Below are 23794 nucleotides of genomic sequence, written 5' to 3'. Positions count from 1 at the left end.
ATATATCGATGACCAACATCGATCGCCGTACCGCTGCGCTGATGACGCTGCTCTCTCCGCTGGCGGCGGGTGCGGCCGGCGCACAGACGGCGTCCGCCAGGCTTAAACCTGCGCCGATGGCGCCGCCCATGAACCACGCGATGCCCGGCAACAGCGGCGACGGCATCCACTGGATAGGCGACGAACAGATCGCGATGCTCATGTACCCCGGCATGACCGTCATGGACCTGATCGGGCCACAGTCGATGTTCGCATCGATGATGGGCGCCAAGGTCATGCTGGTCGCGAAAACGCTCGAACCGGTGACCAGCGACGCGGGCGTGACAATCACGCCGCACGTCACCTTCGACACCTGTTCGCGGGACTTGACGGTGCTGTTCGCGCCGGGCGGCACCGACGGGACGATCTCTGCGGCTCGGGATCCCGCGACCATTGCATTCATCGCCGATCGCGGTGCCCGCGCGAGATACGTCACCAGCGTCTGCTCGGGCTCGCTGATCCGCGGCAAGGCCGGATTGCTGACGGGGTACAAGGCCACCTCGCACTGGTCGTGCCGCAACGCGCTGGCGGGTTTCGGCGCGATCCCGACCGACGCGCGTGTCGTGCGCGACCGCAACCGCATCACCGGCGCGGGAGTGACGTCGGGGCTCGATTTCGGGCCGACGATGATCGCCGAACTGCGCGACCGGACCTACGCCGAATGCACCCAGCTGATGAGCGAATATGATCCGCAGCCACCCTTCAACGCCGGCACGCTCAAGACCGCGCGTCCCGAGGTGAAGGCGCCGATGATCGAACTGATCGCCGGATTCAGGAAACAGGCCGAGGCCCTCGCCGCCAACGGCTGAACCCGCAGATCGACGAAGTAACGAATTAAGGGGAAGACTGAAGTGAAGACGATAATGCTCACTGTGCCAGGCCTGATGTTGGGTCTGGCGCTCGCCTTTCCCGCCACCGCACAGACGGATACCGCAAGGACGGCCGCGACGGGGCCGGTAGAGGGCGATACGCGCTTCACCATCGGCGATATCGTCGTGACCGCGCCCAGCATGGCGCGCTCGACCGAGAATGTGCTGACGTCGGTCGACGTACTCGGCGGCAACATCGTCCAGCGCCAGTCGGTCGACAACACCTGGGAGCTGTTCGCGCGGCTGCCGGGTGTCGTGCTGACCGACTTTAACCAGGGCACCACCTCGGGCCGCTTCTCGATCCGCGGCTTCAATGGCGAAGGCGAGATCAACGCGGTCAAGCTGCTGATCGACGGCGTCCCGACCAACGACAATGCAGGCGGCATGACCGGGATCGACATGGTCTCGCCGCTCGACATCGCCGGGATCGAACTGGTCCGCGGCACCTCCGATCCGCGCTGGGGCCTGCATAATATCGCGGGCAACGCGAACATCCTGACGCGGATCGGTGGTAGCTACCTCGACGCGCGGGCCATCGCGGGCGCGTTCGGGACGATCGACGGTCAGGTCTCCGCGGGTCTGGAACGCGGCCAGTTTAGCCAGAACTACCTGGTCAGCTACCGACGCACCGATGCGTTTCGCGACCATGCCGATCTCGACCGGCTCAATCTCGCGGCCAAATGGTTCTACGACTTCGGATCGACGCGGCTCGGCGCGATCGTCCGCCATTCGAACGCGACCGCCGAGGAGCCAGGCTACCTGACCGATGCCGATGCCTATACGAACCGACGACGCTCCTACGCGGTTTCGGAAACCGATGGCGGCAAGCGCCGGCTCGGACAGTACAGCGTGCACCTCGATTCCGACCTCACCGGCGATCTCGCGCTCAGTGCCAAGGGCTATGCCAACGCTTTGCGCGACGACCGCTACGTCCGCTTCTCGGCGAACGTCGCGCAACAACGCCGGTTGACCCAGGAATGGCAATATGGCGGCACGCTCGCGCTGCATTACCACGCCAGCAACGCGCTGATGATCGAGGCGGGCGGCGACGTGCAGGTGCAGGACAACAAGAGTCTGCGCTGGCTGACCAACCGGCGTATCCTCACCAGCCAGACGCGAGACCAGAAATTCAGCCTAACCGTGTACGGCGGGTATCTGCAGGCGGTGATCGAACCGACCGACTGGCTGAAGATCACGCCCGCATGGCGGCTTGACCGGGTCGAGGGGGATTTCACCAACCGGCTCGCGGGCACGACCGCGCCGATCAACGATTACGGCACGATCAGCCAGCCCAAGCTGAGCGTCGCGATCGTGCCCGTGCACGGCGTCACGGTGTACGGCAATTACGGCCGGACCTTCCAGATCGGTGCCGGCTCAGGTGCGTATCTGGTGGCGCCCCGCGTCGTCGATGTCGCGGCGTCGATCAACGAAGGGTTCGAGGGCGGCGTGAAACTGACGCGCGGTCGCTGGCTGGAAGCGCGCGTCGCGCTGTGGCAGCAGACCGCGAGTGGCGAACTGAAGCGTCGTCTGAACGATCCATCGGGCGATTTCGACAATCTCGGCAAGACGCGTCGGCGGGGCGTCGATTTCCAAATTGACGTGAAGCCGGTGCGCAGCGTTGCGCTATGGGGCAGTTATTCGCACCAGACCGCACGGATCGTGACGCCCGATCCGGCGACGCCGTCGCAGGCGGGCAACGCGATCGACCATGTACCGCAGAACGTCTTCTCGGGCGGGCTGGACCTAACCCCGGATCCGAAGCTGCGCGTATCGTTCTGGGGTAACGGACAGTCAAGCTATGAGTTGAACCCGGCGAACACGCAGGGGCGCTATGGCGACTATGTCGTGCTGAACGCGGAACTCGCCTACAAGGTGACACCGCAGCTCGAACTGTCGGCGCAACTGAAGAACCTCGCGAACGATCATTACGAATATGTCTGGTACGACGGCACGCAGCGGCTTCACGCGCCGGCGGACCCGCGCTCGCTGTTCGGCGCAGTGCGGTTGAGCTTCTAAAATGGCGGCGCGTCCATCGCTGCGCGTGACGATGCGGCGCGTCCACCTGTGGCTTGGGCTGACGATCGGCGTACTGTTCGCGTTTGCCGGGCTGACCGGCAGCCTGCTGGTGTTCTACCCAGAAATCGACGCTGTGCTCAGCCCAGTACTGCGCGCGGTGCCCTCGGAAGCACGCCCTGCGTCGTGGCAGGCGGTGGTCGATACGCTCCACCGCGAGCATCCGGCGCGCACCGGCGCGTGGCGGATCGAGGTGTCGGGGGAGGGCGGCGCGATCCCCGTCCGGTACTACACACCGAAGGAGACGACCGGACGCGCCTTTGCGCCGCTGCTTGCCTGGGTCGATCCGGTGCGTTTGACGACGATCCGCACCGGCTTCTGGGGTGATACGCTGGTCACCTGGATCTACGATCTCCACTACCGCCTGTTGCTAGAGGAGCCCGGCGGGATCGCGATGGGGATTGCCGGGATCGTCATGCTGGTGCTGCTGGCGAGCGGTATATGGGCGTGGTGGCCGCGAGCAGGGGGCTGGTGGCGCGCGTTGCGGTTCAAGACGCACGCCCTGCCGATCCGGCGACTATACGACTGGCACAAGCTGACCGGCCTTGCCGGACTGATCCTGTTGCTGGTCGTGACCGCGACGGGGGTGATGCTCGACCTGCCCGACCAGACGCGGCCGATCATCTCCAGCGTCTCGACGCTTTACCAGACACCCAAGCCGGCCGTGATGCCAGGAAGCACCCGCTTGACCATCGACGCGCTGATCATGCGTGCACGTTGGCGCTTTCCCGACGCTGCGCTGGCCTGGATCGAAACGCCGGCGACCCCCACAGGGGCGGTCCGTATCAATCTCGCCCGCCCCGGCGAGCCGAGCCGACGCTTCCCGCGCACCAATGTCTGGTTCGATCCCCATGATGGTCGCATCCTTGCCGTGCGTGACGGCCGTGCGGAGAGTAGCGGCGACACGGTGCTAAACTGGCTCCACCCGCTGCATGGCGGTGAGGCGTTCCGGCTCACCGGCCGGCTGCTCGCGCTGGTTGCGGGTATACTGCCCATGATCCTGTTCACGACCGGTTTTATGCGCTGGTCGCGGCACCGCGACAATTCGGAGCGTCGGACTTTGGCGAAGTTCGCAAGGCCGAACGAACGGCCGCGAGGCACATGAGAGTGATGTTCGCGTAGCTGACGGCGCACCCGTTATTTTTCGGCCGGAGGCAACATCGGCTACTTTCCTGAAGAGGTTGGTGAAAAGCCGGCGCTGCGGGAAGATGGCCCGCACACGAAATACATCCGTGCCAGTGTGATATGCCATGACATACTGGCCTTCTGATCGACGGCGTCGGGGATCAATCTTAGAAACCGATCGACAAACCGGATGAGACACTGTGCCGGTGCGGAAGATCCGCGTTGATCGGCAGCCCAGCTTGATTCAGAAATTCAGACTCCCGCGAATAAACACGGATCGACCGTTAAATCCGAAGGGAGAAACGGCGTTGTAAGGCTGGGTGCCAGCATTGTCGGCGCCATTGCTCCCGACCGCAACACTGGAGACCGTTGAGGCGATATTCTCATCCGGGTAGATGTTGAAGACGTTCTGCGCTCCTACGCTCAGCCTTAATGCACGTGTTGCCTGCCAGCTGACATCGATATCCGTCAGGACCTTGGCACCAAAGCGCTGGATGATGTCCGAGTTCGCCGCACTACCTACCGAGGGAACCAAGCGAACGTCATAGCCCTGTACCAATGCTGCGACTTGAGCCGGCGTACGATTGAGCAACGCTACCGTCGCGACGCGACCATACCGGGTGTTCGTGACGGAGAACGTAAACGGCCCTCGCGCATAACTCAGATCCAGCGTGATCTTGTCGCGAGGTAGGCTGTCCGAAAAGCGGAGCTGCTGGGTCAGGTCAAAGAGCGGCGTGGTGATGCCGAGCGCCGCGATCGGCGCCGGGGTGCCCGCGATCCTATCGAACGTCGTCTTGTTATAATTGCCCGCAAGCGTGGCCGTGATACGGCTTCGGTCTCCAAAGCGATGTCGGTAATTCATGACCAGATCGATGCCCTTTGTCTCCGTATCGACCGCGTTGGTCAGGAACGACAATGCAGCGAAGCCAGACTGCCCATTGGCGGCCAGATAGTTGGTCAGGCGGGCGTCCTGAAAGGTCGATGAGATGGCGATGCGGTCACGCACCTTGATCCGGTAGGCATCGAGTGTCGCCGTGAAACCGCCGGCCTCGAAGACGGTTCCGATAGACACGTTGCGTGACTGTTCAGGTTTCAGATCGGTCGCGCCTGCGAGCCGCGCCGCAGGATTGTCGACTGCCGCCACCCGCACGATCGCTTGGGCGCCGTTGAGGATCAGCGTATTCGATGCGTTATAGCCGGACTGTGCCAGCGCAGGCGCGCGAAAGCCGGTGTTGTAAGAGCCTCGCAGCGCAAGCCCGCCGAACAAACCGAGCCGCCCGGCAGCCTTGAAATTCGTGGTACTGCCGAAGTCGGAATAACGTTCATGCCTGGCCGCACCTGATAACAGCAGCCGGCCGAAAAACTGCTTTTCCACTTCGCCGTACAACGCGACGCTATCGCGAGCGATCGACGCACGATCATCGGGTCCGTTGCTCGGTCCGGGTTGCGAACCTATCGGCCCCGGACGACCGGCGTTGGGCCCATCCGGGATCAATACCCCGCCATTGCGATAGCCATCGGGCGCCCCCGAGAAAAGACGGTAGGCTTCCTCGCGATACTCGGCGCCGAAAGCCAGTCTGAACGGCTGATCGTCACCGACCGGAATCTCTCGCGTGAAATCGAGGTTCGAGGTCCATTGATAGAAGTCGCTACCGCCACGGTAAAAGCGCGATGGGGAGGCAGCCCCCAAGGACACGTTGACACTGTCGACGTAAGTCGTGCGGACGGTACTGACGCCATAGACGGTCGACAGGTCCCAACCGAACCCCGCCAGGTCGTCTCCACGCAGACCGATCGCGGTGGAAATGTTCTCCAGCCTGGTGTCGAGGCCCGGGCTGTAACCGTCCGGGTAGAGCGCGCGTACCGTCTCGTCCTGTCCAGGACGGCGGAAGAAATACTGGATGTCGCCATCGAGGCGATTGTACCCTCCAAAGCTGTAAAGTTCGGTCCCCCCTGGCAGGGGCGCGACGAGGTTGTAGAAGAGCTGGTAGTTTCGGTTTGGCTGATCGCCCTGCTGGAATACGTTCCGGTCGAACCCGGCTTCCCGCGGGTCGAGCGTCCCGTTCGATGGTGTCAGTCCAACACCGGAGCCATAGTTGCCAGAAGGCGCGACTGGCCTACCAACGGCGTTCGTCCCGAAATACTGCTGCCGCGTATCCGCCCGCGCACGATTGGTGCCATCCCGGTCTTGGTAAGCCGCGGTCAGGCGCAGGACGCCGTTCGCTCCGAGCGGGATGCCTGTGGAGGCACTTGCCTCGTAGGTGTCGCCGTCGCCCTTCGTAGTCTGCACATAGCCCGCCTGCGCGATGGTGCCGAGCGAGCGGTCGAGGATCATGTTGATGACCCCCGAGATCGCGTCCGAGCCGTATTGGGCGGCAGCACCATCGCGCAGCACTTCGATCCTCGACATGGCAAGGGTCGGGATGGCGTTGAAATCAACCGCGACGTCGCCGCGCCCGATGCCGTTGCTCGAATTGAGGTCGGCCGTGGTGTGGCGACGTTTACCATTGATCAGCACGAGCAGTTCGCCGGCCCCTAGTCCGCGCAGGGACGGTGGCTGGATGAAATCGCCGACACCTGATGCCAGCGGTCGCGGAGCGCTGAAGCTCGGCACCTGAACCTTCAGCATCTGGATGAGATCGACACGCCCGCTTTGTTGCAGCGCCTCGCGCGATATGGCGTCCACTGGCGTCGACGATTGCGTTGCCGTTCGGCCACCAAAACGGCTGCCGGTAACGATGATCTCGCCGGCCTCATCGTCGTCTTCGACTGCGTCGGCTTCCCGAACGACCTCCTGCGCCAACGCAGGCATCGGCATCGCAGCGGTGGCGGCAAGCGCTATCGCGAAAGATCGCATGTAGATCCCCTTAGGTGATGTTATCTTATTATGTTTGGCGAATTGCTGATGGCCGCTTTTTTGAGGCGCGGAAGGCCTGGTAGCGCCGGGTTAGCGATCACCGCCGTGGAGGGGCGGTATCGTCACAGGTCGGCAGTCTCGCCGGATCCACCCGCGGCATTTATTCGAGTGGTAAAGCTCGGCGCCCGGCCAAAGTCGGCTCTGCCAAACGGCCGGTCGCGAAACAGATACCCGTAGTAGAAATTGCGCAGCCTGGCGTGGAAGGCACGCACTCGGTCTTGATATGCCAGCTGTGCGCGAACGTCGGTGTCAGCCAGCCTGGTCAGTAAAGCCTGTACTCCCACCGAAGGCAGCACCCACCCAAGCATGCGCGCCGCGGCATCGCGGCGTTCCAACCCGCTTCGATAAGCACGGACCTTGGTCGCGACGCTTTCATCCCCGACCTGATGGAAGGCGAAATACCATTTGTAATGAAAGGTGGACCCGAGTGGGGCGGAGTCCGCCCATTCGGGATGACCGACATAGAAGCGGCGCATTGTCGTTTCGCGGGGAATGTCCCAGGCGCGGTTGACCATCTCGCGCTGGGCCAGCGCGATCTCTGCGCCCTGACCGATCGGCACGGCGCGGTTGATTGCGACGTGCGCCAGTGTCGGCAGGACGAGCACCAGTGCAAGCCAGCACGCTGCCAGCGTTGCAGCGTTTGCGACCGAACTCCAGCGGAGTCTCGCGACCAGTGCGGCGAGCGCCATCCAGAACAGAAGGTAGGCAAGGATCACGGCGAGGACCGCGAGAATGGATGCGCCCCCGACGCCGGACGCTACCGCGGCAACGAGGAAGGGCACGGCAAGCGCGGCCCATAACAGCGCGATACGCAACAGCATACGTCGCCGCAGCAGCATTGCGCCGCCCCGCGGTAGGGCATCCAGCATTCGCAGCCGCCCCGCCTCGCGTTCGCCGGACGTCAGATCATGGAACAGCGCCGCCACGAACAGCGGCGCGAGGAAGACAAGCACGAAAGCGAAATCGAACCGGCCCGGCAGAGCGAGTTCAGGATTGAAAACGTCGCCGTCATAGATCTGCGCTTCCAGCCCCAACGCGCGGACGCGCAGGATGTAGGGCGAGACGTCGCGCATCCCAAGTGCGGCGAAGGCCAACGGGGACGGTGCGTCCCAGGTTGGGTGGAAGCTGTAATAGCCCGCACTGCCTGCGTCCTTGGTCCGATCGACATAGTCGGCAACGGCTGCGATGTCTTCTGCTTGCGCGGCCGGGATTGCGGCGATTGCGGTGCGCTGCCGGGAGATTTCCACCATGCCTGCGGTGACAGCAGCGGCGGTGAGTATAGCCATCAGGATCAGTGCCACGACGCTTAGTCGCGCACGGAGCAACAGGCGCAGTTCATGCATCCACAGCGTCATTGACGGGCTCCCAGACGACGGGTCACACGCGTGAGCAGCAGTGTGGCGACGGCCAGCCATAGTCCCAGAATAATGATCCCAGGAAGCGCCGCGGTCGCGAGCGTCGCGGCGCTTGGCGCAACGAAGGCGAAATCAGGCATCTGTTGCCAATTGTCCGCTGCGATCCGCTTGCGGCGATCGGCACCCGCATCCTCGGCTATATCGTCGGCGTAGCTGACATTCTTCGCCTCCATCCGGTTGAGACGCTGCACAAGGGCGTAGCGATACGTTTCTGCCTGTTCAAGGAAGCGGCGATGTCCGGCAAAGTCGGTGTCCGCCGCAGCCATCGACAGCGCGCGGATCGCGATCGTTGGGCTCAGCACACCGATCGCATCGACCAACCGGTTCTGAGCGGTCTGCGCCGCGAAGCTGGCACCTGCATAGCGATCGAACAGGCCGGACGTCAGCCGCTCCCCCTCCATCGCGAGCAGTCCTTTGTAGTTCACCGGCAGATCCTCGACCCGGGTTACCCCGTAGCGCTGCAGGACAGACTGCTTGAAGGCTGCCAGATGCGGATCATCGGGATTGTGACTGTCGCCCAGCTGGCGCAGGTCGCGCGCGATGGCGACATCGGTCTGAAGACGGTTCTGGAGCGGCACCGCGGCCCCCGCAATATCGGGGGCGATGCGCGGCACCAGCACGACCGCGACCGTCCATATTGCCAGCAGTGCAAGCAGGGCATCGCGCCCGCGCCGGGCAAAACCCGACGCGAGCAGGATCAGGACGACCCACAATGCAAGATACAGCGCATAGCCTAGCCCGATGGCGGCCATTGGCAACGCCAGCGTACCGGGTTGCGCGACGACTGCGACAAAACCGACCATCGCCGGCAATCCGACGATCAAGGCGACGATCCCGAGCGCGGCAAGCTTGCCACGCACGAGCTGTCCGCGCGAGACACCCTGCAGCATCAGTAATCGCAGTGTTCCTCGTTCGGTCTCTCGCGCCAGCACGCCGAAGCCTAGGAAGATCAGCAGTAATGGGGCGACCACCTGAAGGACGAAGGCGGGGGTGAGTTGCCCAAAACGGACCAGCAAGGAGCTTTGCCGGACGTCGCCGAAATTGGCGCTGTTCTGGCGGTGGCCTTCGAGGAACATGCTGTTGCCCGTGAAAGCGTCGACACCGGGATCGAACGCGGCCAACGCTCCCAGCGGACGATAGATGAAGGTGCCGTAATGGACCATGCGGTGCGGGTGGCGATCAGGTTGAGCCTTGAACGCCGCAGCAGCCACCTGCTGATGCCGCGTGCGCAGCTCGGCGATGCCGCGTTGGTGCGACCATGAACTAAGTACAGCCGCCAGGGTCAGCAGGACGAGCAGAACAAGCGCGATTACCGCGACGCGGTTGCGTGCCATCAACCGAAGTTCGTCACGCGCGATCAGGTGGGTCGCACTCACGCCGCACGGGTCCCTACGCCGACTTGGAACCGCGCATGCAGGGCGCGAATGTCGAATCTTTCGGACCCGGTGGCCGTGACATCCTCGACGATCCTGCCCTGTTCAAGGAAGGCGATCCGGTCGGCGACATCGGCGGCAGATAAGAGGTCGTGCGTTACCATTAGCACCGCGGTGCCACGGTCGCGGACTTTCAGGAGCAGCGCGTTGAAGTCGGCGGTTGCGCGCGGGTCGAGACCAGAGGTCGGCTCGTCGAGCAGCAGCACCGGCACTTCGCGCAGCAACGCCACTGCAATCGCGACCTTCTGCCGCATACCCTTGGAGAAGCCGCCCAGCCGTTGGTCCCACGCCCGGTCCTGCAACCCGGCAGATGCCAGCGCATTGGTGATCGTTCCCCGGTCCTGACGTTGATCAGCGAGTGCCAACAGGTAATCGGCATTCTCAACAGCGCTCAGATGCTCGTACAGCGCGACGTTCTCGGGGAGATAGGCAATGCGTCGGCGTGCCGCGTCAGCGTCCGCACCTGGATCGATGCCGCAGACTGCGATCTCTCCTGCATCGGCGCGCACGAAGCCAAGCAGAGCGGACAAGGTAGTCGACTTGCCCGCTCCGTTGCCACCCAGCAACGCCGTTATGCTGCTGGTGGGAACGGTAAGCGAAAGACCGTCGAGAACGCGATGGTTACCGTAGGCAAGCGCCAGTTCGTGAATGGCGATAGGGTTACCGTTATTATCGGGCATTAGCCTCAATCTGCAAGCGACATGATATAGCGTATCATAGAGGGTTGGTGCCGCGTTGCAACATTCTAGGTTGGGGGGAGGGCTGTTAGCACGCGACACACGGCTCATCGCCGGCCGAATGCTCATACGTACCGCTGAGAGCAGCCAGCGAGCATTGTCGACGCCTATCGGAGCCGCAGGCTAGCTGTTTAGTCCCGGCATCTGGTGGATCAGGTTAACGATGAACCGGTCTGGTTCTGAAGTCCAGATTTTGGCGATGTATTCGTAGGGTGTGAGAGCGCTGAGCGTCTTAAGCTGGCGGGCAAAATTATACGCAGCCATAAAGTCGGCGAGGTGCGTCTGTATCTGCTCGTGGCCCTCGTAGTGGAAGCGTTTAACGGTCGCCTCCTTGATAATGCGGATCAGCCGCTCGACCTGACCATTAGTCCAAGGGTGGTTCGGCTTTGTGAGCCGATGCTCGATGTCGTTCGCCTCACAGATCATGTCGAAGCGCATCTGCCGCGAACAGGCGGTGTTGCGGTTGCGCGGCTGCTCAGAGAACTGGATGCCCGCTTCGACTTCGCTCAGGACAGGATTGTCGGTCAGGATCGTGTGGATCCGGTACGGCACCGCTTTCAGCAGGTGTTCCGGAAATTTCCCAAGCCGTCCGCCTGTCAGCCTTGTCGACCAACTGCGTCACTGCGAACTTACTCGTGCGGTCGATGCCTACAAACAGATAGAGCCCTTCGACGACCTCAGGAGAGCCTTGCCCTCGGCGGTCTGCACCTCGGCGATATCCACGTGGGAAAAAGCCGATTACCAGTTGTCAAAAATAAGGCCAGCCCTCAAGCTGGCCTCTTAGGTTCCTCGAGGGGAGGAGACTTAGAGCTTAGCTCGGATACCGCCGAGGAATTGGCGACCAGGGTAATAAACGCTGTAAGCAGCATTGTCGTAGCCAAATGTAGTACGCAACGGCTCGTTAGTAATGTTTAGAACGTCGAGGGTCAAACGCATTCGGTTTTCAAAGAACGGCAGCTGATATCCAATCGACATGTCAAACTGACCACGCGCGTCAGCGCGAAGCGGTACCGGAATGTTATTCTGTGGGCCGTTTGCCGCGATAGACTCATCGTTCCAGACATAGTTTAGGCTGAGCGAGACCCCGTGCCCCTCGTAGAAGCCCTGCAGATTGTAGCTCCACGGCGCGATACCCGACGCGACCAGCCCCGTATCGGACTTCTGCGTGATACGCGTGCCGTTCGCGGAGAAGCCGAGCCCAGTTACGAGGAAGTCCAGTGGTTGAACCCACGTCGCTTCGACGCCTTGGATCTTGAGCTGGTTCAAATTGACCGGCTGCGTTACGACGATCTGTGCGACATCAGGACCACCACGACCGTTAATCGCCTGCTGTTGCGTCGTGGTCAGTGTGCTGAATGCCAGGTTCAGCGCGGTGAACGGCACCGTCGACTGGATGTTAGCTGTGAAACCATTAATGTTCTTGCGGAAGTACGACAGGCCAACATAGCCGATACCCCCGGTGTAGTATTCGCCGCCGAGATCGATATTCTCTGACGTGTAGGGTTTTAAGTTGGGATTGCCCGCAGTCGCGACCTGTGCGCCCTGATCAGAGAAGGTAAGCCCCGGCAGTAGCGAACCTGCGTCGGCGCGCGTCATGCTGATCGATGTGGCGAAGCGCAGCTTCACGCGGTTCATGACGTCATATGTAAGGTTAAGCGACGGCAGGACCTTTTCGTAGGACGAGTCCTGAATCACATCGACGAGTCCTGCCGCCACCTGGACCGGCCCTGCAACACGTTGATCGGTATGGACGTAGCGAACACCTGCATTAGCGCGCAGTTCGCGACCGAAGATTTCGCTGACGCCGTTGCCCTCCATGTAGAAGCCGAACGTCTTTTCTAAAATGTCGCCGGTCGTGCCACCGGTCACCGAACCGCGAGCTTCGGGCGCGTTGTCGAGGAACGACTGATAATTAGTCGCCGCCTGCAGTTCCTTGAGCTTCGTCGAGATGATGCTGCTATAGCCTACATTGCCCTTCGACAGCTTGCCGATGTCTGTGACGTTCAGGCGCTGTAGGTACTGCGACAACTGCGCATTAGTGACGCTGCCGGTAGTGCCGTCGCACGTCGCGCCGCACACCGAGGTCTGGTAGGCAGTCGAGTTGTCGTAGGCGCGGACGTTGCGCAGCGCGCTGTCGTAGGCGCCACCAAACTTCAAGTTCATGTTCGCGTCGCCGAGCGTGAAGTCGACATGCGCACCCTTGGTTTCGGTCTTGCGGCGTACGCTCTGGACATTCTGCCGATACCACTTCCAGCCGAGATTGGGATCGCCTAAGTCGACATTCGATGTAATGATCGGCTGCGGATTTTTGCTGTCAGTATTATCGTAGAAGGCGTTGATGCCCGTCTCGCGTGGAGTCTGAATCAGGAAGCTAGGCTGCTCACGGTAGAAAGTGCTCTTGCCGTAATTGACCTGCGCCTCGACCTTGAACGTGTCGCTCGGCGCCCATGTCAGACTTGGGTTTAGATTGTAGAACTCGGTGGTCTGCCGGAAAATGCTCTCTTCGAGGAAAAAGGCCGAGTTCGCGAACGTCCCGCTTGTAACCACGTTGTTCGCGTCGACGGTCAAAGCGATCGGGACCATGCCGCCCGTAGACGTAGGATCCCGGCCGGGGCCCGAATTGCGAACGTACCAGTTCATGTTCGACTTGACGAAGTCGCGCTTCGACTTGGCGTAGATGCCGTCAAACGCTAAGCTAAGCGTATCGGTCGGGCGAAATTCCACGGCGAGCAGCGCCGAATACCGCGAGCGTGTACCCTGCGTCACGTTGTTACGACCAAGCCGCGGGATGAGCGCACTGCGAATCTGCGTATCGGTCAAACCTGATGTTGCCGCCAAGTCTACGGGGGCGCCTGGCGTCAGGCCGAACCCGGTGTTTCCTGGGACGACTGGGGCATACGCAAAACCGTTTCCGCCAACGTCGCCGACACCAGGTCGACCGGTCGGTACGTTGCCATCGGTGTAGCCAACGGTCTCGAAGCCATCGACGCGGGTCTTTTGGTTAACCCCCTGGAGACCGATCAGAATGCCGAACTTGTCCCAGGTCTTGCTCGCTACGATCGCGCCGCGTGGACCAAAGCGGTTGTTAGTATCGTTATACTGGCCTTGGCCGACGACAGTTAGATGCGTACCCGGATTGTCGAATGGTCGCGCATTGCGGAGATTGACCGTACCGGCAATCCCGCCTTCTAGCGTCGATGCAACCGGCGACTTTAAGACATCGAGGCGCGTAAACAATTCGGACGGGAAGAAATCAAGATCTACCTCGCGATTGCCGCCGCCGGTACCGTTCGTGCCGCCGTCAGAAGCGATTGCGATCTGGGTATTATTGAGCAGGACCTTGGAAAAGCTCGGACCGAGCCCGCGGATCGCGACTTGTACGCCCTCCCCAGTGATGTCTCGGTTCAGGCGCACACCCGGAATGCGATTCAGCGTTTCGGCGAGATTGGTCGCCGGCAGCTTGCCGATATCTTCCGCAAAGATTGAGTCCCCGAACGCGACAGCGTTCCGCTTGGCATTAGTCGCGCTCTGAAGACTACCTCGAATTCCGGTAACGACGATCTCGTCGGTACCACCGAGCCCGTTGTCGGGGGCGGTCGTGCTCTGACCACTGGCATCAGCGGGGGCCGGTTCGGCTTGGGTCGTCGTACCGGTAATGCCCTGCTGCTCCGGCGCGATTGGCGTCGTCGTGCTGGGCGCGGCAACCTGCGCGGCAGCAGGCGCGATGGCAATCATGACGTTGACCGCGACTGCGGTAAGTAGTGCCACACGAACATTACGGCGGCGTACGATCGAATTCATTCTAGTTCCTCTCCTCACGACTTCACCGCTTCGTTGTCGGTGTCAGTCATACACTGCGCGTGATAGCGCTATCAGTATAATGGTCTTAATTGGCCTTACCAGCCATGTCAACTGGACTACCTAGCGGTAGCGATAGAGTTTTATACGTTGAATCTGCCAATCGCCGGCTGGCAGGCTGATGTGGCGCCCCTGATGGGTCTGATCACCGTTGAGGAGCCGACCCGGTACCCAATGACCTGAGGCGTCGAACCGTCCTTCGAAAGCACTGTCGATGCCGGCCAGCGCTGGACCGTCGCCGATGGGCTTGAAGGTCACTGTGATACCCTGACCCGCCACCAGAAACTCCTCAGGACCGGTCTGGATGATCAACCCGCCATAGCTCGCAGTATCTGGCTTTGCGACTGGCCGCTGAATGTCAGCGTAGGCGATCGTGAAGCGATAGCCGCCGATGTCTCGAACCTGAGGTTCGTATACGACCGTCTCGTCGTACAACACGCGTGGCTTAAACCCGGCCATTCGGTTCGACCCCTGCGCCGCGAGTATCTGCGGTGAGAGTTGGTCGATCACATCATAGGCCTTCGTTAGAGCGTTGGGAGCATCGTCAACCGAATCGATCGAGAAAGGTCCGAAACCGATCGCGTCATGCTCGCCATACGCAAAGAAGGCGTTGGCGGGGACTGCGGTATTGTCCGCGTTGTTCGCCTCCGGAATGAAGAGCGGATTGTCGGGACGCTTATAGCGACCCACCAGGTCGACATAGTTCGGAAAGTAAATGTCCGGTGCCAGAAAATCGATCTCGGGTGCGCCGGCCTTCCAGATGTCGATAAGATGAGGCAGCGGACCGCCGCTTGGATATTCGCCCGGTGCGCGACCGGGGCGATTGAGCGCGACGTTGACGTACATCGGCATCGGATACGCCGCTTTGCCTGCCGCGGTAAGCTGATCCGCGAAACGTGCATAATGCCAAGCGGTGAACACTTCCGCCGCAGCGTCGCCTGCGCCGAAGAGGTCCTCCCATGAGCCCTGCGTCTTTGCACCACGCTCGACCCACATCGCCTGCATCTCGGGAACGAGACTGGCCTTGTGCTGCATTAGATACTGGACCAGTTCGGTCGGTACGGGCTGACGAAATGCGGCCTCGGCGAGAGGGCCGTAGTCGCGCGCGACCGGTAGCATGCCGATCTCGTTCTCTACCTGCATCATCACGACGGTGTTCTGCGTACCGTCGATCGTCTTCAAATGCGCCATCAGTGCAGCGTAAGCACGCTGGTCGGCCTTCAACGTCGCGGGTGCGAACGCCGATAGAATGTCGACGCCTTGCCCGTTCGGACCTTGTGCACGTGGAAACCGCGTCTGGTCGCGCTTCACCCAGGACGGGGCGTAGGTCGACATCGAGTTCTTCCATGCGCCAAACCACAGAATGACCAGCTTCAGGTCGGCCGCACGAGCGTCACGCACCATGGCGTCGACTGAACTCCAGTCGAATTGCCCCTCCCGCGGCTCGATGAGCTCCCACGCAACCGGCGCGAGAACCGTATTAAGATGCATCGCTCGCAATTTCTTCCAGTGCGGCGCCATGTACGTGGCGCTGGACGCTGCAGAATTGCTGAGCTCGCCTGCGATAACCAGCATCGGCTTGCCGCCGACGATCAGCTGAGTCGCGCTACCTTGCTTACGGAGTGAGGGGACATCGGCAAACGCAGGCGTTGCCGCACTTAGTGCGGCAACTGTAAGTACAGCCGAGTGAAGTTTCATTATCCAACTCCAATTTGTTTTGTTTTGTTTGTTTTATTTTTTTTGTTTGTTTTTATATAGTCTGAGATATATAATCAGCGTATTTATTGAGTTCTTTAGTAAGGCATAAAGACAAAGGCGGATATTTTAACTGTTAAAATGCTGTTTCAGAAGATCAGATTATTTGAATCAATAAGTAAAAGGGGGCATTAAGTATACAATTGTCCATGTAGTGGGGGCTTGTTCATATCTATACAGTCCGGATCGTTACCAAACCTCAGCCTCAGAAGAACGTCAAGCCATCGAGCAGACCGCCGCCAATTGCTTAATAACGCGTAGGTATCGCGCCCATTTCTAGCATTTGAGGCGAAGGCCACCGGTCGCTCCTATTACCGACGGCCGCCTTATTAACGACGCCGCCTGTCTGATAGCGATAACATGTCCGACAAATTGATGGATTGTCAACAGACAGCGAAATCTGTCGGCTTGGGGTGACGGCGCCTAAAACCGGCAATGTGTAGATAATTTCGGTGGCCAAATTACACGAAAAAAGACTAAATATTACAATTTAATAGATGCAGCCTTTGCAGAAAACATTTAATTGTCCGACATTATTTTTGTCGATCTTCGAGCGAAAAACCAAAGATTAAGTATAGACTAGATTTATATTTCAATAAACGTAGTGTTGTATTAACTATATATAATGACTAGTCTATACCTTCTAGACTGTAACAATTTCGTTTTAATTTAATAGACGCACGAACTTGGTTTATAGCCGACAACTCCATATCTTTTAAAGTTATATCTATAATAATATTGTAATATGTCTTTAGTTGAAAACTGGCCTTCTTACCATTTCCGAGTCCTAAGGAAGCAATGACTTCCTCATAATCTTTGAAGCCGTTTGGGCCGCCTACGGAAATTATTTTGTTAGTTAATACGCCAGCCTGCGATTTAAAAGGTTGAATATTCCAGAGCGTGACAATGGCGATGGAAACGGCAGCATTCCCACTAGCTTCAGCATTAACCATATGAAAATGGCGCTCGGCATACTCGAAGCCGATAATGTCATATTTTTCATGGCATACACGCATATCTTCTACCGCGCATTTAAGTCTTTGTAATTGTTCACAGGATATCCGAGTTGCCGCCAAGACGCATGCCTCAGATTCCATTGCGCATCTAGCTTGAATAAGTTCTAATAGATCAACGTCTTTTTCGACTGCCCTACTGAGCCGCGAACGCGTGGAAATCACGTATACTCCGGATCCAGGACGAACTGACACAAATCCTTCGGTTTCTAACGCAATCATCGTCTCACGGATCGTCGGACGTGACACTTCGTAGCATGTCGCAAGTTCGCGTTCCGGTGGCAGGCGGGCACCCATTGCAAACTCGCCACTTGCGATCCGCTCTTTAAGCTTCGCCGTTACACGGGCGTAGCTTCGCAGGATTAGGCGGTCAGATTTCATTCCTGCAGCTACCCTTTCGAGTGAACGGCAGCAAGCGGACGTGGGTAATTGAGACACTTAAAGACGTGCCTAGCCCAGGGTCGACCGAACGGTGTAGGGCTATATTGGGCGGTGGCGGTCTACTGATGCAAGCCCAGCGTTGTAGCGGTGAAGGCGAAACCAAGTCGAGCATTTTGTATTGGCTTGGGCATTTGAACTGCTCGATCTCCTGGAGGACTGGCAACCGGGCCGGTCGAGCCGGTTCCACAAGGGGGAGGGGCACGAACAAAAGAAATGGAACGGCGCTGCTTTCAGGCCAAGATCACCGGGCGACTGCGTCGACGATAAAGAATGACCGCAACGACAGGCAGCACAACCATAGGGAGAAGCGGCATAGCTTTTGCTGCACCGGGATGCTGACTTAGTTCGTGCATGAGAAGCGCGGTTAGATTTGCGCCGCACCAGACTAGCGCGGCCGTGACGCACACGCTGGCTGCGATGATGCCGAATTGTACCTTGCCGCTCATGACGTACCCCTCCAGAACCTAAGCACCCCTTGGCAGCCAAAGCGTTCTAACGGAAGGGCCGGTAACTCTCATTCTACAAACGGCGGGCAAAGGCCTTCCCAAATAGGATCTCATTTCGAGAATCGAAGCTACATAGGCCGCGTCGCAAAAGGGGTCGCTTTTGCTCCGGACCGAACCGGCCGCTTGTAGACATTCCAGCATAGGTACAGACTAGACTGATGAGTGCTTCCGCTGCCTTGGCCCTTCTTGCCTTAGCACCATGGGAGGCCGCGCCACTGGCCCAGCAGGCTCACGACCCATCGCAACGTGGCGAAGAGCGCAGGATAACTGGTGTCCTGACCCTCTACACCGAGGGGGAGTCGTTCCAGCAGTGCTCACTCAAAAAGCCTTGGAACTGCTTCAAGGCCAAAGAGTCGGAGTGCGGCTTCGATGCTACGCCTGAGGCTCGGACCTTGATCAACACGGCGATCACCAAGGCAGGAGCAACGCAAGGATACGCCACCTTCGGAATAGTGATGCTTGGTACCCGGGTAGACGGCGTCCATTCCGGCCATTTAAACCGATACTCCTGCGAATTTCGCGCGCGCTCAGTTCTCCAAATCAAGGAAGTGGCAAGCGCGCCGCCGGACACTTCAACGGCGGTCGACGTCCGCTAACCACCAATCCCGGCCACGCTTGATGCAAAAATGAAAAGTTTTGCATCAACAGGGCACCATAAATTACCTGTCGACTGATGCTCATTTGGGGTTGGAATAAGCCACGTCGATCGCGCGGACATAGTAGCGTCCAGGCGGCAACAGCAAGCCGATATCCTCACCTGGGCGGATTGCTACTCGATCGATCGGGACCGAAGTGTCCGGCTGACCTAGGGGGCGGGCCTCGATCACACGCCACCCCTTTGCCGGTCGAAATTTGCGGGGAATGGTAGTGATCCTGTCGCCTGCCATCTTACGCCAATCCGGCCGTCCGCGCGTGAACCGCTCGGTTGGATGGTCGATGATTAGATCGAACGTTCCGGCGGGTTGGTCCGAAGGTAAGGTCGCGAGCCGCATGGTTTCGCTACCGCCCCGGCATGTCGTTTGTGAGATAGTAAGAGGATCAATACCGGTCTTTTCTTTCAGCCGTGCGGCCATCCATTTCTGACCATCGGCCCGAGGAACTTCGGTTGCATGCGAATAGCCGACGTGAATCAACAGCTTGGCGGCCGGGTGACTCTTTACGAATGCCGCTAGGTTGTTGGCCTGGGCTTCTTCTCGAAGAGCAATCTGCTGGCTCTGACTGACACCTTTGCTCGGCTCGTTGTGTGTGTTGTCCTCATAAGGCAGCAGGCGATAGCCAAGAGCCTTGGCTTGCCGCCCGAGCCGCCCGTAGCCCGCCTCTGAAGAGTAGTGGCCGTCGTCATCGGAAAGATAGGGCAGGTCCGGATGGCCAAGAAGCGAGGGCAGATACCGCTGCGGTACAGTAGCCGGCGGATTCGATAGCGTTTCCAGCCCCAACGTATCGTAACCCAGTGGGCGCAGGCGTCGTGCTACTTCCGCAGTAAACCAGCGGTGACGCGATCGTTCGTGGCTTTCGTTGATAATGACTATGGAAGTCTGCTCGGCTCTACGCACGATTTCATCTACAGCCCCTGTCGCCAGTGCAGATGGTGAGCAGTTCGTGGGTTTATAATCGTCGCTAGATGCTGCGATTAAATCCTCACGCCCGAACAGGCTAAGGGTTTGTGTGTCGCCATCCGATACCACGGGATGGTCTGGATCGATTTCCGACAGGCTCTCCAATTTCCAAGAGATCATGGAAGGCAGACTATTTGCCTGAACGATCTCGAATGGCTGTGAGAGTATTACGCGCTGACCCAAGACACCGGGTTGGTCTGTTGCACACGAGCTAAGTGAAGCAAAAAAAACTGCCGCGATGAGCTTTTGTGAACTCATATCTGGAATAAGTAAGCGCATATCGAATGCTACTGGTCACCTTTTCCGATTTCAACTTTTTTGGCGAGAGTGAGAGCTCCCCCGTTTTCAAGCTTCTGATGCAAAAATCACAAGATCTGCATCAGGCTCGAAGCCGCAGAAATCGTGGCATCGCTTGATGCAGAAATCCGATGCGTGCCGGCCGTGAATGTCCGGGTTTGATGGAAAGAAGACGTTCGGTCTAGGACGTGACTTCGGATATAACGCAAGATCTTCGAACATCTGCAAGACGCAGATCGCACGTCACGCGGACACGATCCGGATGCCATGAACCAACCCAGCGGACCCCGCCAATAATCGGATTTCCATTCCCATTGAGTATGCGAACTTGGAGGCTCTGCGGCTTCTTCGGGCCTGGTATATATTCTTTGCGGAAAGACGGGCTGATACAAAGCGCGCCTCTCGTCTCACAGTCTGTGACCCGAATGTCCGCTCGACCGCTTCCTTCAATGAAGGGATCGCTCCCCTCCTCGCCATAGATCAAAAGCAAAGTCGGTGTCTCAGGGGCTGCATCAGCAGTTCGAAAATCTATAATGAACTCTGGCACGCTATGGCGCCAACCCGTGACAGCCGCATACCCCGCTCCGCCAATAAGCATCGCAGCCGTCAAGGCGGCACTGAATTTGATTGCGTTTCGCATGGCTGTGCCCTGAGGGGTGAGAGCTGCAGCTTAGTGCTTTGTCGTATGTCCACAAGTGGGCGGTTGCCGTCGTCAGCACGGGTTATGCCAGAATACGCCTGGGCTGGGTTCAGAGTAGCAAGCGGCGGGCATCGACAGGCCTGCTTTGGTGCGCGGCACCTCGTAGCCGTAGCCTCCATCGAAACCGCTCTTCGTCACGATCTCGACGCCCGACGAGTGAACCATGACATTCTCAGGACGAAGGCCTGCAATAACGACTGGCCATTCACCTTTTGGGACATTCTTCCGCTCGTTCGGATGCTCTGGCCGGTACGACCTCATCAGCTTTTGAGCCTCGAAATGGATCGCCCTGAGCAGCTTAGGGTCAGACACGGGCCTGTTACAGCCACCGAGGATCGCCAATGCTGCCGCCAAGGTAACGAACATAGCTCTAGCGTGTTTCGAAGGGCCCATCACGCAAGTGGAGCATAAGAGCCGAATGTCCGCAATTGGGCGCTTTTTGCTTTTCTTGTTGTTGCGAAAGGGTTCCCTTTCGCAACAAATTTCGGCCTCAATGAAATCAATGGGTTGGCCGTTGCAAAAGGCTGTAGCAAAACGAACGAATGAAAATCGGCTATGCACGGGTCTCGTCCGGAGAACAGAACCTCGACCTTCAACGCGATGCGCTAACTGCTGCCGGCTGCGGCATGACTTCCGCCCGTACGCGGGGGCGTCACCTGGGTCGGCCTCGCGCCCTGACCGGTGCGCAACTTCGCAAAGCCAGAGACGAGATCGCCGCTGATCGCGAAACCACCGCCAGCATGACGACCTTGCTCGGCGTTAGCCGATCGACCCTGTGGCGGGCGCTAAAGGATCAGCCAAGCTGATGACCGCTATCGCCCAAATCCAGTCGTTCGGCATGAAATGCAGCGTTCCTGATAGCGGACGTTAAGCGGCATAATTATGCTGACCGAATGACGAGCCCTGTCGATGATATCCGGTCCATAGCGGACCTCTGGAAAGCAGCCTTTCAGGCTGATGACGATGCAGCTTGGAACGCGGTCGCCGCTCTTCACTGGCGCGGCTCCAAGGAAGTGTTGGATCGCGCTGTTGCCTTGACACGTTCAAGTGACCCAGCATCGCGGGCGCGCGGTGCGGATGTGTTGGGCCAACTAGGCCTCCCCGAGCGCACGTTCCCCGAAGAATCTTTTTCAGCCGTGCTTCCTCTTCTAAAGGACGAGGTGCTGACCGTAGTTTATGACGCGATATACGCTCTTCAACATGTTGACCGCGTGCGAGCGGCCGCGCACATCATCCCTTTTGCTGATCATTGGGACGATAACATCCGGCATGCCGTGGCTTTCGGCTTAGGCGCGGTCGATACACAGGAGGCTCGACAGGCTCTTTTGAAGCTGATGACGGATTGCGAGCCGGATGTTCGCAATTGGGCCACCTTCGGTATCGGGCAACTAACCGATGTCGACACAGACCAGATACGCGCAGCCCTTGCTGTGGCGCTATCGGATGACGACGCTCACGTGCGTTACGAGGGCATCATTGGCCTAGGACGACGTAGAGATAGCCGTGCTGTACCGTATCTAAAGTTGCTGCTTCATGAGGACCCCGACGACATCTTCGCACGAGAAGCCACCGCGAAGGTTCTAGGCCTGAATGAAAGCGGGCAGATCGCGACGGCTGAACTGCTTGGGGCGCTTCAACGGCTTCAACGATGGAGCGGTGGTAGTCTGCCTCGTTCTATGTAGCGGCCGCCTTGTCGATTGGTCTGCTTGGTAGCTGCCGGGCCGCTATCTACATTCCGCTTTCGCCCACTACCGGACCTTCATGATCCGGCGTAATTGTCCGCAAATGACGCCTTTTACTGAAGCTGAGCTACTTGCAAACAGTGCAGCATATATCGCCGAGCTTGAGGCTTCTGGCCAAGGTGGCGCCGCCCACCCGAGGGTCTGCCACCACTTTTTGCCTTTGGACGGCGCGATGAAGGACGCCTACTTGCCAGGCTTGCCGAGGGCGCTTGCGGAACTTGATACCGATGCGCTGATCGACGTTATCGGTGATCCGGTCGGGGTCGAGTTGTGGCAGCTACTAGAGCCAGAAGAAGCACGTATTGCGGAGCAAATTCGCACCTTCAATGCAACTGCTGTCCAGTTTGACGCTGCTTATAGCGGTTGGTCATATGAACCGCGGCAGCCTGATGGGAATGTCCGTTAGCCACCAATTCCAACCATTTTGTTTCCGCCCAGAAGCAGCCGCTCGGCTAAGCCAGCGCCCACGCAATAGCTCCCACGACGGCTGCTACCAGCGCAAAGCACCCCCACCACGGTACGGCAACACCGTCGAAATAGTCACCAGTGGCGAGATAGGTTCGAACAGCGTCGCGCTGCGTCTCACCATAGCTTGCATCGCGAGCGCGGATGTCGCTGTCAGAGAGGAAATGCGTCACGATCTCAGGGATGTCATCGCTGGATGCATCGAGATCGCGATCCAACTCGTCACAGAGACGGTCTACGACAGGCCAATCCACTATAGGTGCCTCTTCGGCAGTGAGTATCCTTGTTAGGCGGGCCTGTATGTCGCTGGTTGCCATAGCGTTGGCGTAGCGTCGTTGGTGCTAGTGGACGACTCCTTTCGCCCAATAGCGGACGACCCGAAGGTGTGCGACAAAGGGGGATGAAGCTATGGTACACCCTCGTTCTCTTAACTGCTTTGGCAGCCTGCGCTGGCCGCAATGTGTCACTCAACGCGGATTTTTCTGCTCCAACCGCACCCGAGATAGAACGGAGCTTCGCGCTTAGAGAGCGCTACAATGCTCCAAAGCATATTGGTGGAACCGCTATCTTTGTGGATAGCGTTGCAGTCCATCATATCTATGCCGAAGCTAGTACCGTCGTTTGGAAGGGTGAAAGGGGCAAGTGGCAATGGAGCCAAGTAAGCGAGATTGGACCGGGAGGGCTTCTTCTGAGGTGGCCCCCTAAATGACCTGACAGGGCCCCGCTCTTAGATAAGAGTGAGGCATATGACTGACGGTACGACCAGGCGTTACAACGATGGCGAGGTTCTCTC

18 protein-coding genes and 1 pseudogene are annotated in these 23794 nt (G+C 59.1%); 7 read left to right on the top strand and 12 right to left on the bottom strand.

All coding sequences use genetic code 11. From position 1 onward, the window contains the following. The first annotated feature begins 8 nt into the window (after positions 1 to 8). Genes IFT71_RS19605 through IFT71_RS19595 form a run of 3 tightly spaced genes read left to right on the top strand, consistent with a single transcriptional unit; the run spans position 9 to position 4086 of the window. The gene (locus IFT71_RS19605) at positions 9 to 848 is read left to right on the top strand and encodes a DJ-1/PfpI family protein (protein WP_192143086.1); all 840 of its coding nucleotides are present in this window, start codon (positions 9 to 11) and stop codon (positions 846 to 848) included. A 54-nt stretch (positions 849 to 902) separates the two neighbouring features. Then, a complete protein-coding gene (locus tag IFT71_RS19600; protein WP_244649272.1) occupies positions 903 to 2924 on the top strand; it encodes a TonB-dependent receptor in 2022 nt (673 codons plus the stop codon). A 1-nt stretch (position 2925) separates the two neighbouring features. Further along, complete coding sequence (locus tag IFT71_RS19595) at positions 2926 to 4086, top strand: PepSY-associated TM helix domain-containing protein (protein WP_197976242.1); 1161 nt, start codon at positions 2926 to 2928, stop codon at positions 4084 to 4086. A 264-nt stretch (positions 4087 to 4350) separates the two neighbouring features. On the opposite strand, the gene IFT71_RS19590 is transcribed toward IFT71_RS19595, so the two are convergent. The 9 genes and pseudogenes from IFT71_RS19590 to IFT71_RS19550 all read right to left on the bottom strand — a co-directional run bounded on the left by IFT71_RS19590 (position 4351) and on the right by IFT71_RS19550 (position 18121). Then, positions 4351 to 6963, bottom strand: coding sequence for a TonB-dependent receptor plug domain-containing protein (locus tag IFT71_RS19590; protein ID WP_197976241.1), 2613 nt, complete (start codon positions 6961 to 6963; stop codon positions 4351 to 4353). A 122-nt stretch (positions 6964 to 7085) separates the two neighbouring features. Continuing rightward, entirely contained in the window at positions 7086 to 8378 is a 1293-nt protein-coding gene (locus IFT71_RS19585; protein ID WP_192143085.1) for a DUF3526 domain-containing protein, read from the bottom strand. Beyond that, a complete protein-coding gene (locus tag IFT71_RS19580; protein ID WP_192071783.1) occupies positions 8375 to 9814 on the bottom strand; it encodes a DUF3526 domain-containing protein in 1440 nt (479 codons plus the stop codon). Before IFT71_RS19580 ends, IFT71_RS19585 begins: the two co-directional genes overlap by 4 nt. Beyond that, positions 9811 to 10551: an ABC transporter ATP-binding protein gene (locus tag IFT71_RS19575; RefSeq protein ID WP_192071782.1), complete on the bottom strand. Its 741-nt coding sequence runs from the start codon at positions 10549 to 10551 to the stop codon at positions 9811 to 9813. Before IFT71_RS19575 ends, IFT71_RS19580 begins: the two co-directional genes overlap by 4 nt. Before the next feature lie 180 nt (positions 10552 to 10731). Beyond that, positions 10732 to 11340 (bottom strand): annotated as a pseudogene (locus IFT71_RS19570) (integrase core domain-containing protein); the annotation flags it as partial. Between the two features lie 72 nt (positions 11341 to 11412). Next, on the bottom strand, positions 11413 to 14409 hold the full coding sequence (locus tag IFT71_RS19565; protein ID WP_244655073.1) for a TonB-dependent receptor: 2997 nt from the start codon (positions 14407 to 14409) through the stop codon (positions 11413 to 11415). A gap of 120 nt (positions 14410 to 14529) precedes the next feature. After that, a complete protein-coding gene (locus IFT71_RS19560; RefSeq protein WP_192143084.1) occupies positions 14530 to 16164 on the bottom strand; it encodes a GH35 family beta-galactosidase in 1635 nt (544 codons plus the stop codon). A 686-nt stretch (positions 16165 to 16850) separates the two neighbouring features. After that, entirely contained in the window at positions 16851 to 17615 is a 765-nt protein-coding gene (locus IFT71_RS19555) for a FadR/GntR family transcriptional regulator (protein WP_192143082.1), read from the bottom strand. Positions 17616 to 17905: 290 nt separating this feature from the next. Then, complete coding sequence (locus IFT71_RS19550) at positions 17906 to 18121, bottom strand: hypothetical protein (RefSeq protein ID WP_159043592.1); 216 nt, start codon at positions 18119 to 18121, stop codon at positions 17906 to 17908. A 218-nt stretch (positions 18122 to 18339) separates the two neighbouring features. Here IFT71_RS19550 and IFT71_RS19545 point away from each other — a divergent pair, with 218 nt between their 5' ends. Then, a complete protein-coding gene (locus tag IFT71_RS19545) occupies positions 18340 to 18777 on the top strand; it encodes a hypothetical protein (RefSeq protein WP_192071779.1) in 438 nt (145 codons plus the stop codon). Positions 18778 to 18858: 81 nt separating this feature from the next. Here the strand turns inward: IFT71_RS19545 and IFT71_RS19540 are convergent, their stop codons facing one another. Both IFT71_RS19540 and IFT71_RS19535 read right to left on the bottom strand, forming a co-directional pair. Further along, a complete protein-coding gene (locus IFT71_RS19540; protein ID WP_192143080.1) occupies positions 18859 to 20076 on the bottom strand; it encodes a hypothetical protein in 1218 nt (405 codons plus the stop codon). Between the two features lie 730 nt (positions 20077 to 20806). Next, positions 20807 to 21160 (bottom strand): hypothetical protein, encoded by a 354-nt coding sequence (locus IFT71_RS19535; RefSeq protein WP_192071777.1) that lies wholly within the window; start codon positions 21158 to 21160, stop codon positions 20807 to 20809. A 176-nt stretch (positions 21161 to 21336) separates the two neighbouring features. Here IFT71_RS19535 and IFT71_RS22055 point away from each other — a divergent pair, with 176 nt between their 5' ends. From IFT71_RS22055 to IFT71_RS19525, 3 genes are all read left to right on the top strand, one after another. Further along, complete coding sequence (locus tag IFT71_RS22055) at positions 21337 to 21600, top strand: recombinase family protein (protein ID WP_446740777.1); 264 nt, start codon at positions 21337 to 21339, stop codon at positions 21598 to 21600. An 87-nt stretch (positions 21601 to 21687) separates the two neighbouring features. Beyond that, on the top strand, positions 21688 to 22476 hold the full coding sequence (locus IFT71_RS19530; protein ID WP_192071982.1) for a HEAT repeat domain-containing protein: 789 nt from the start codon (positions 21688 to 21690) through the stop codon (positions 22474 to 22476). Between the two features lie 79 nt (positions 22477 to 22555). After that, complete coding sequence (locus IFT71_RS19525) at positions 22556 to 22942, top strand: hypothetical protein (RefSeq protein ID WP_192143078.1); 387 nt, start codon at positions 22556 to 22558, stop codon at positions 22940 to 22942. Positions 22943 to 22988: 46 nt separating this feature from the next. Here IFT71_RS19525 and IFT71_RS19520 read toward each other — a convergent pair whose 3' ends face one another. Further along, positions 22989 to 23318 carry a hypothetical protein gene (locus tag IFT71_RS19520; RefSeq protein ID WP_192143076.1) on the bottom strand — a complete coding sequence of 110 codons (330 nt, stop codon included), beginning with the start codon at positions 23316 to 23318 and terminating at the stop codon, positions 22989 to 22991. Positions 23319 to 23794: the final 476 nt, after the last annotated feature.

The sequence above is a fragment of the Sphingomonas sp. CFBP 13733 genome, from assembly GCF_014841795.1.
GTDB lineage: Bacteria > Pseudomonadota > Alphaproteobacteria > Sphingomonadales > Sphingomonadaceae > Sphingomonas > Sphingomonas aerolata.
Note: the sequence above shows the minus strand (reverse complement) of the source record. Positions and strands in the feature narration are given on the sequence as shown.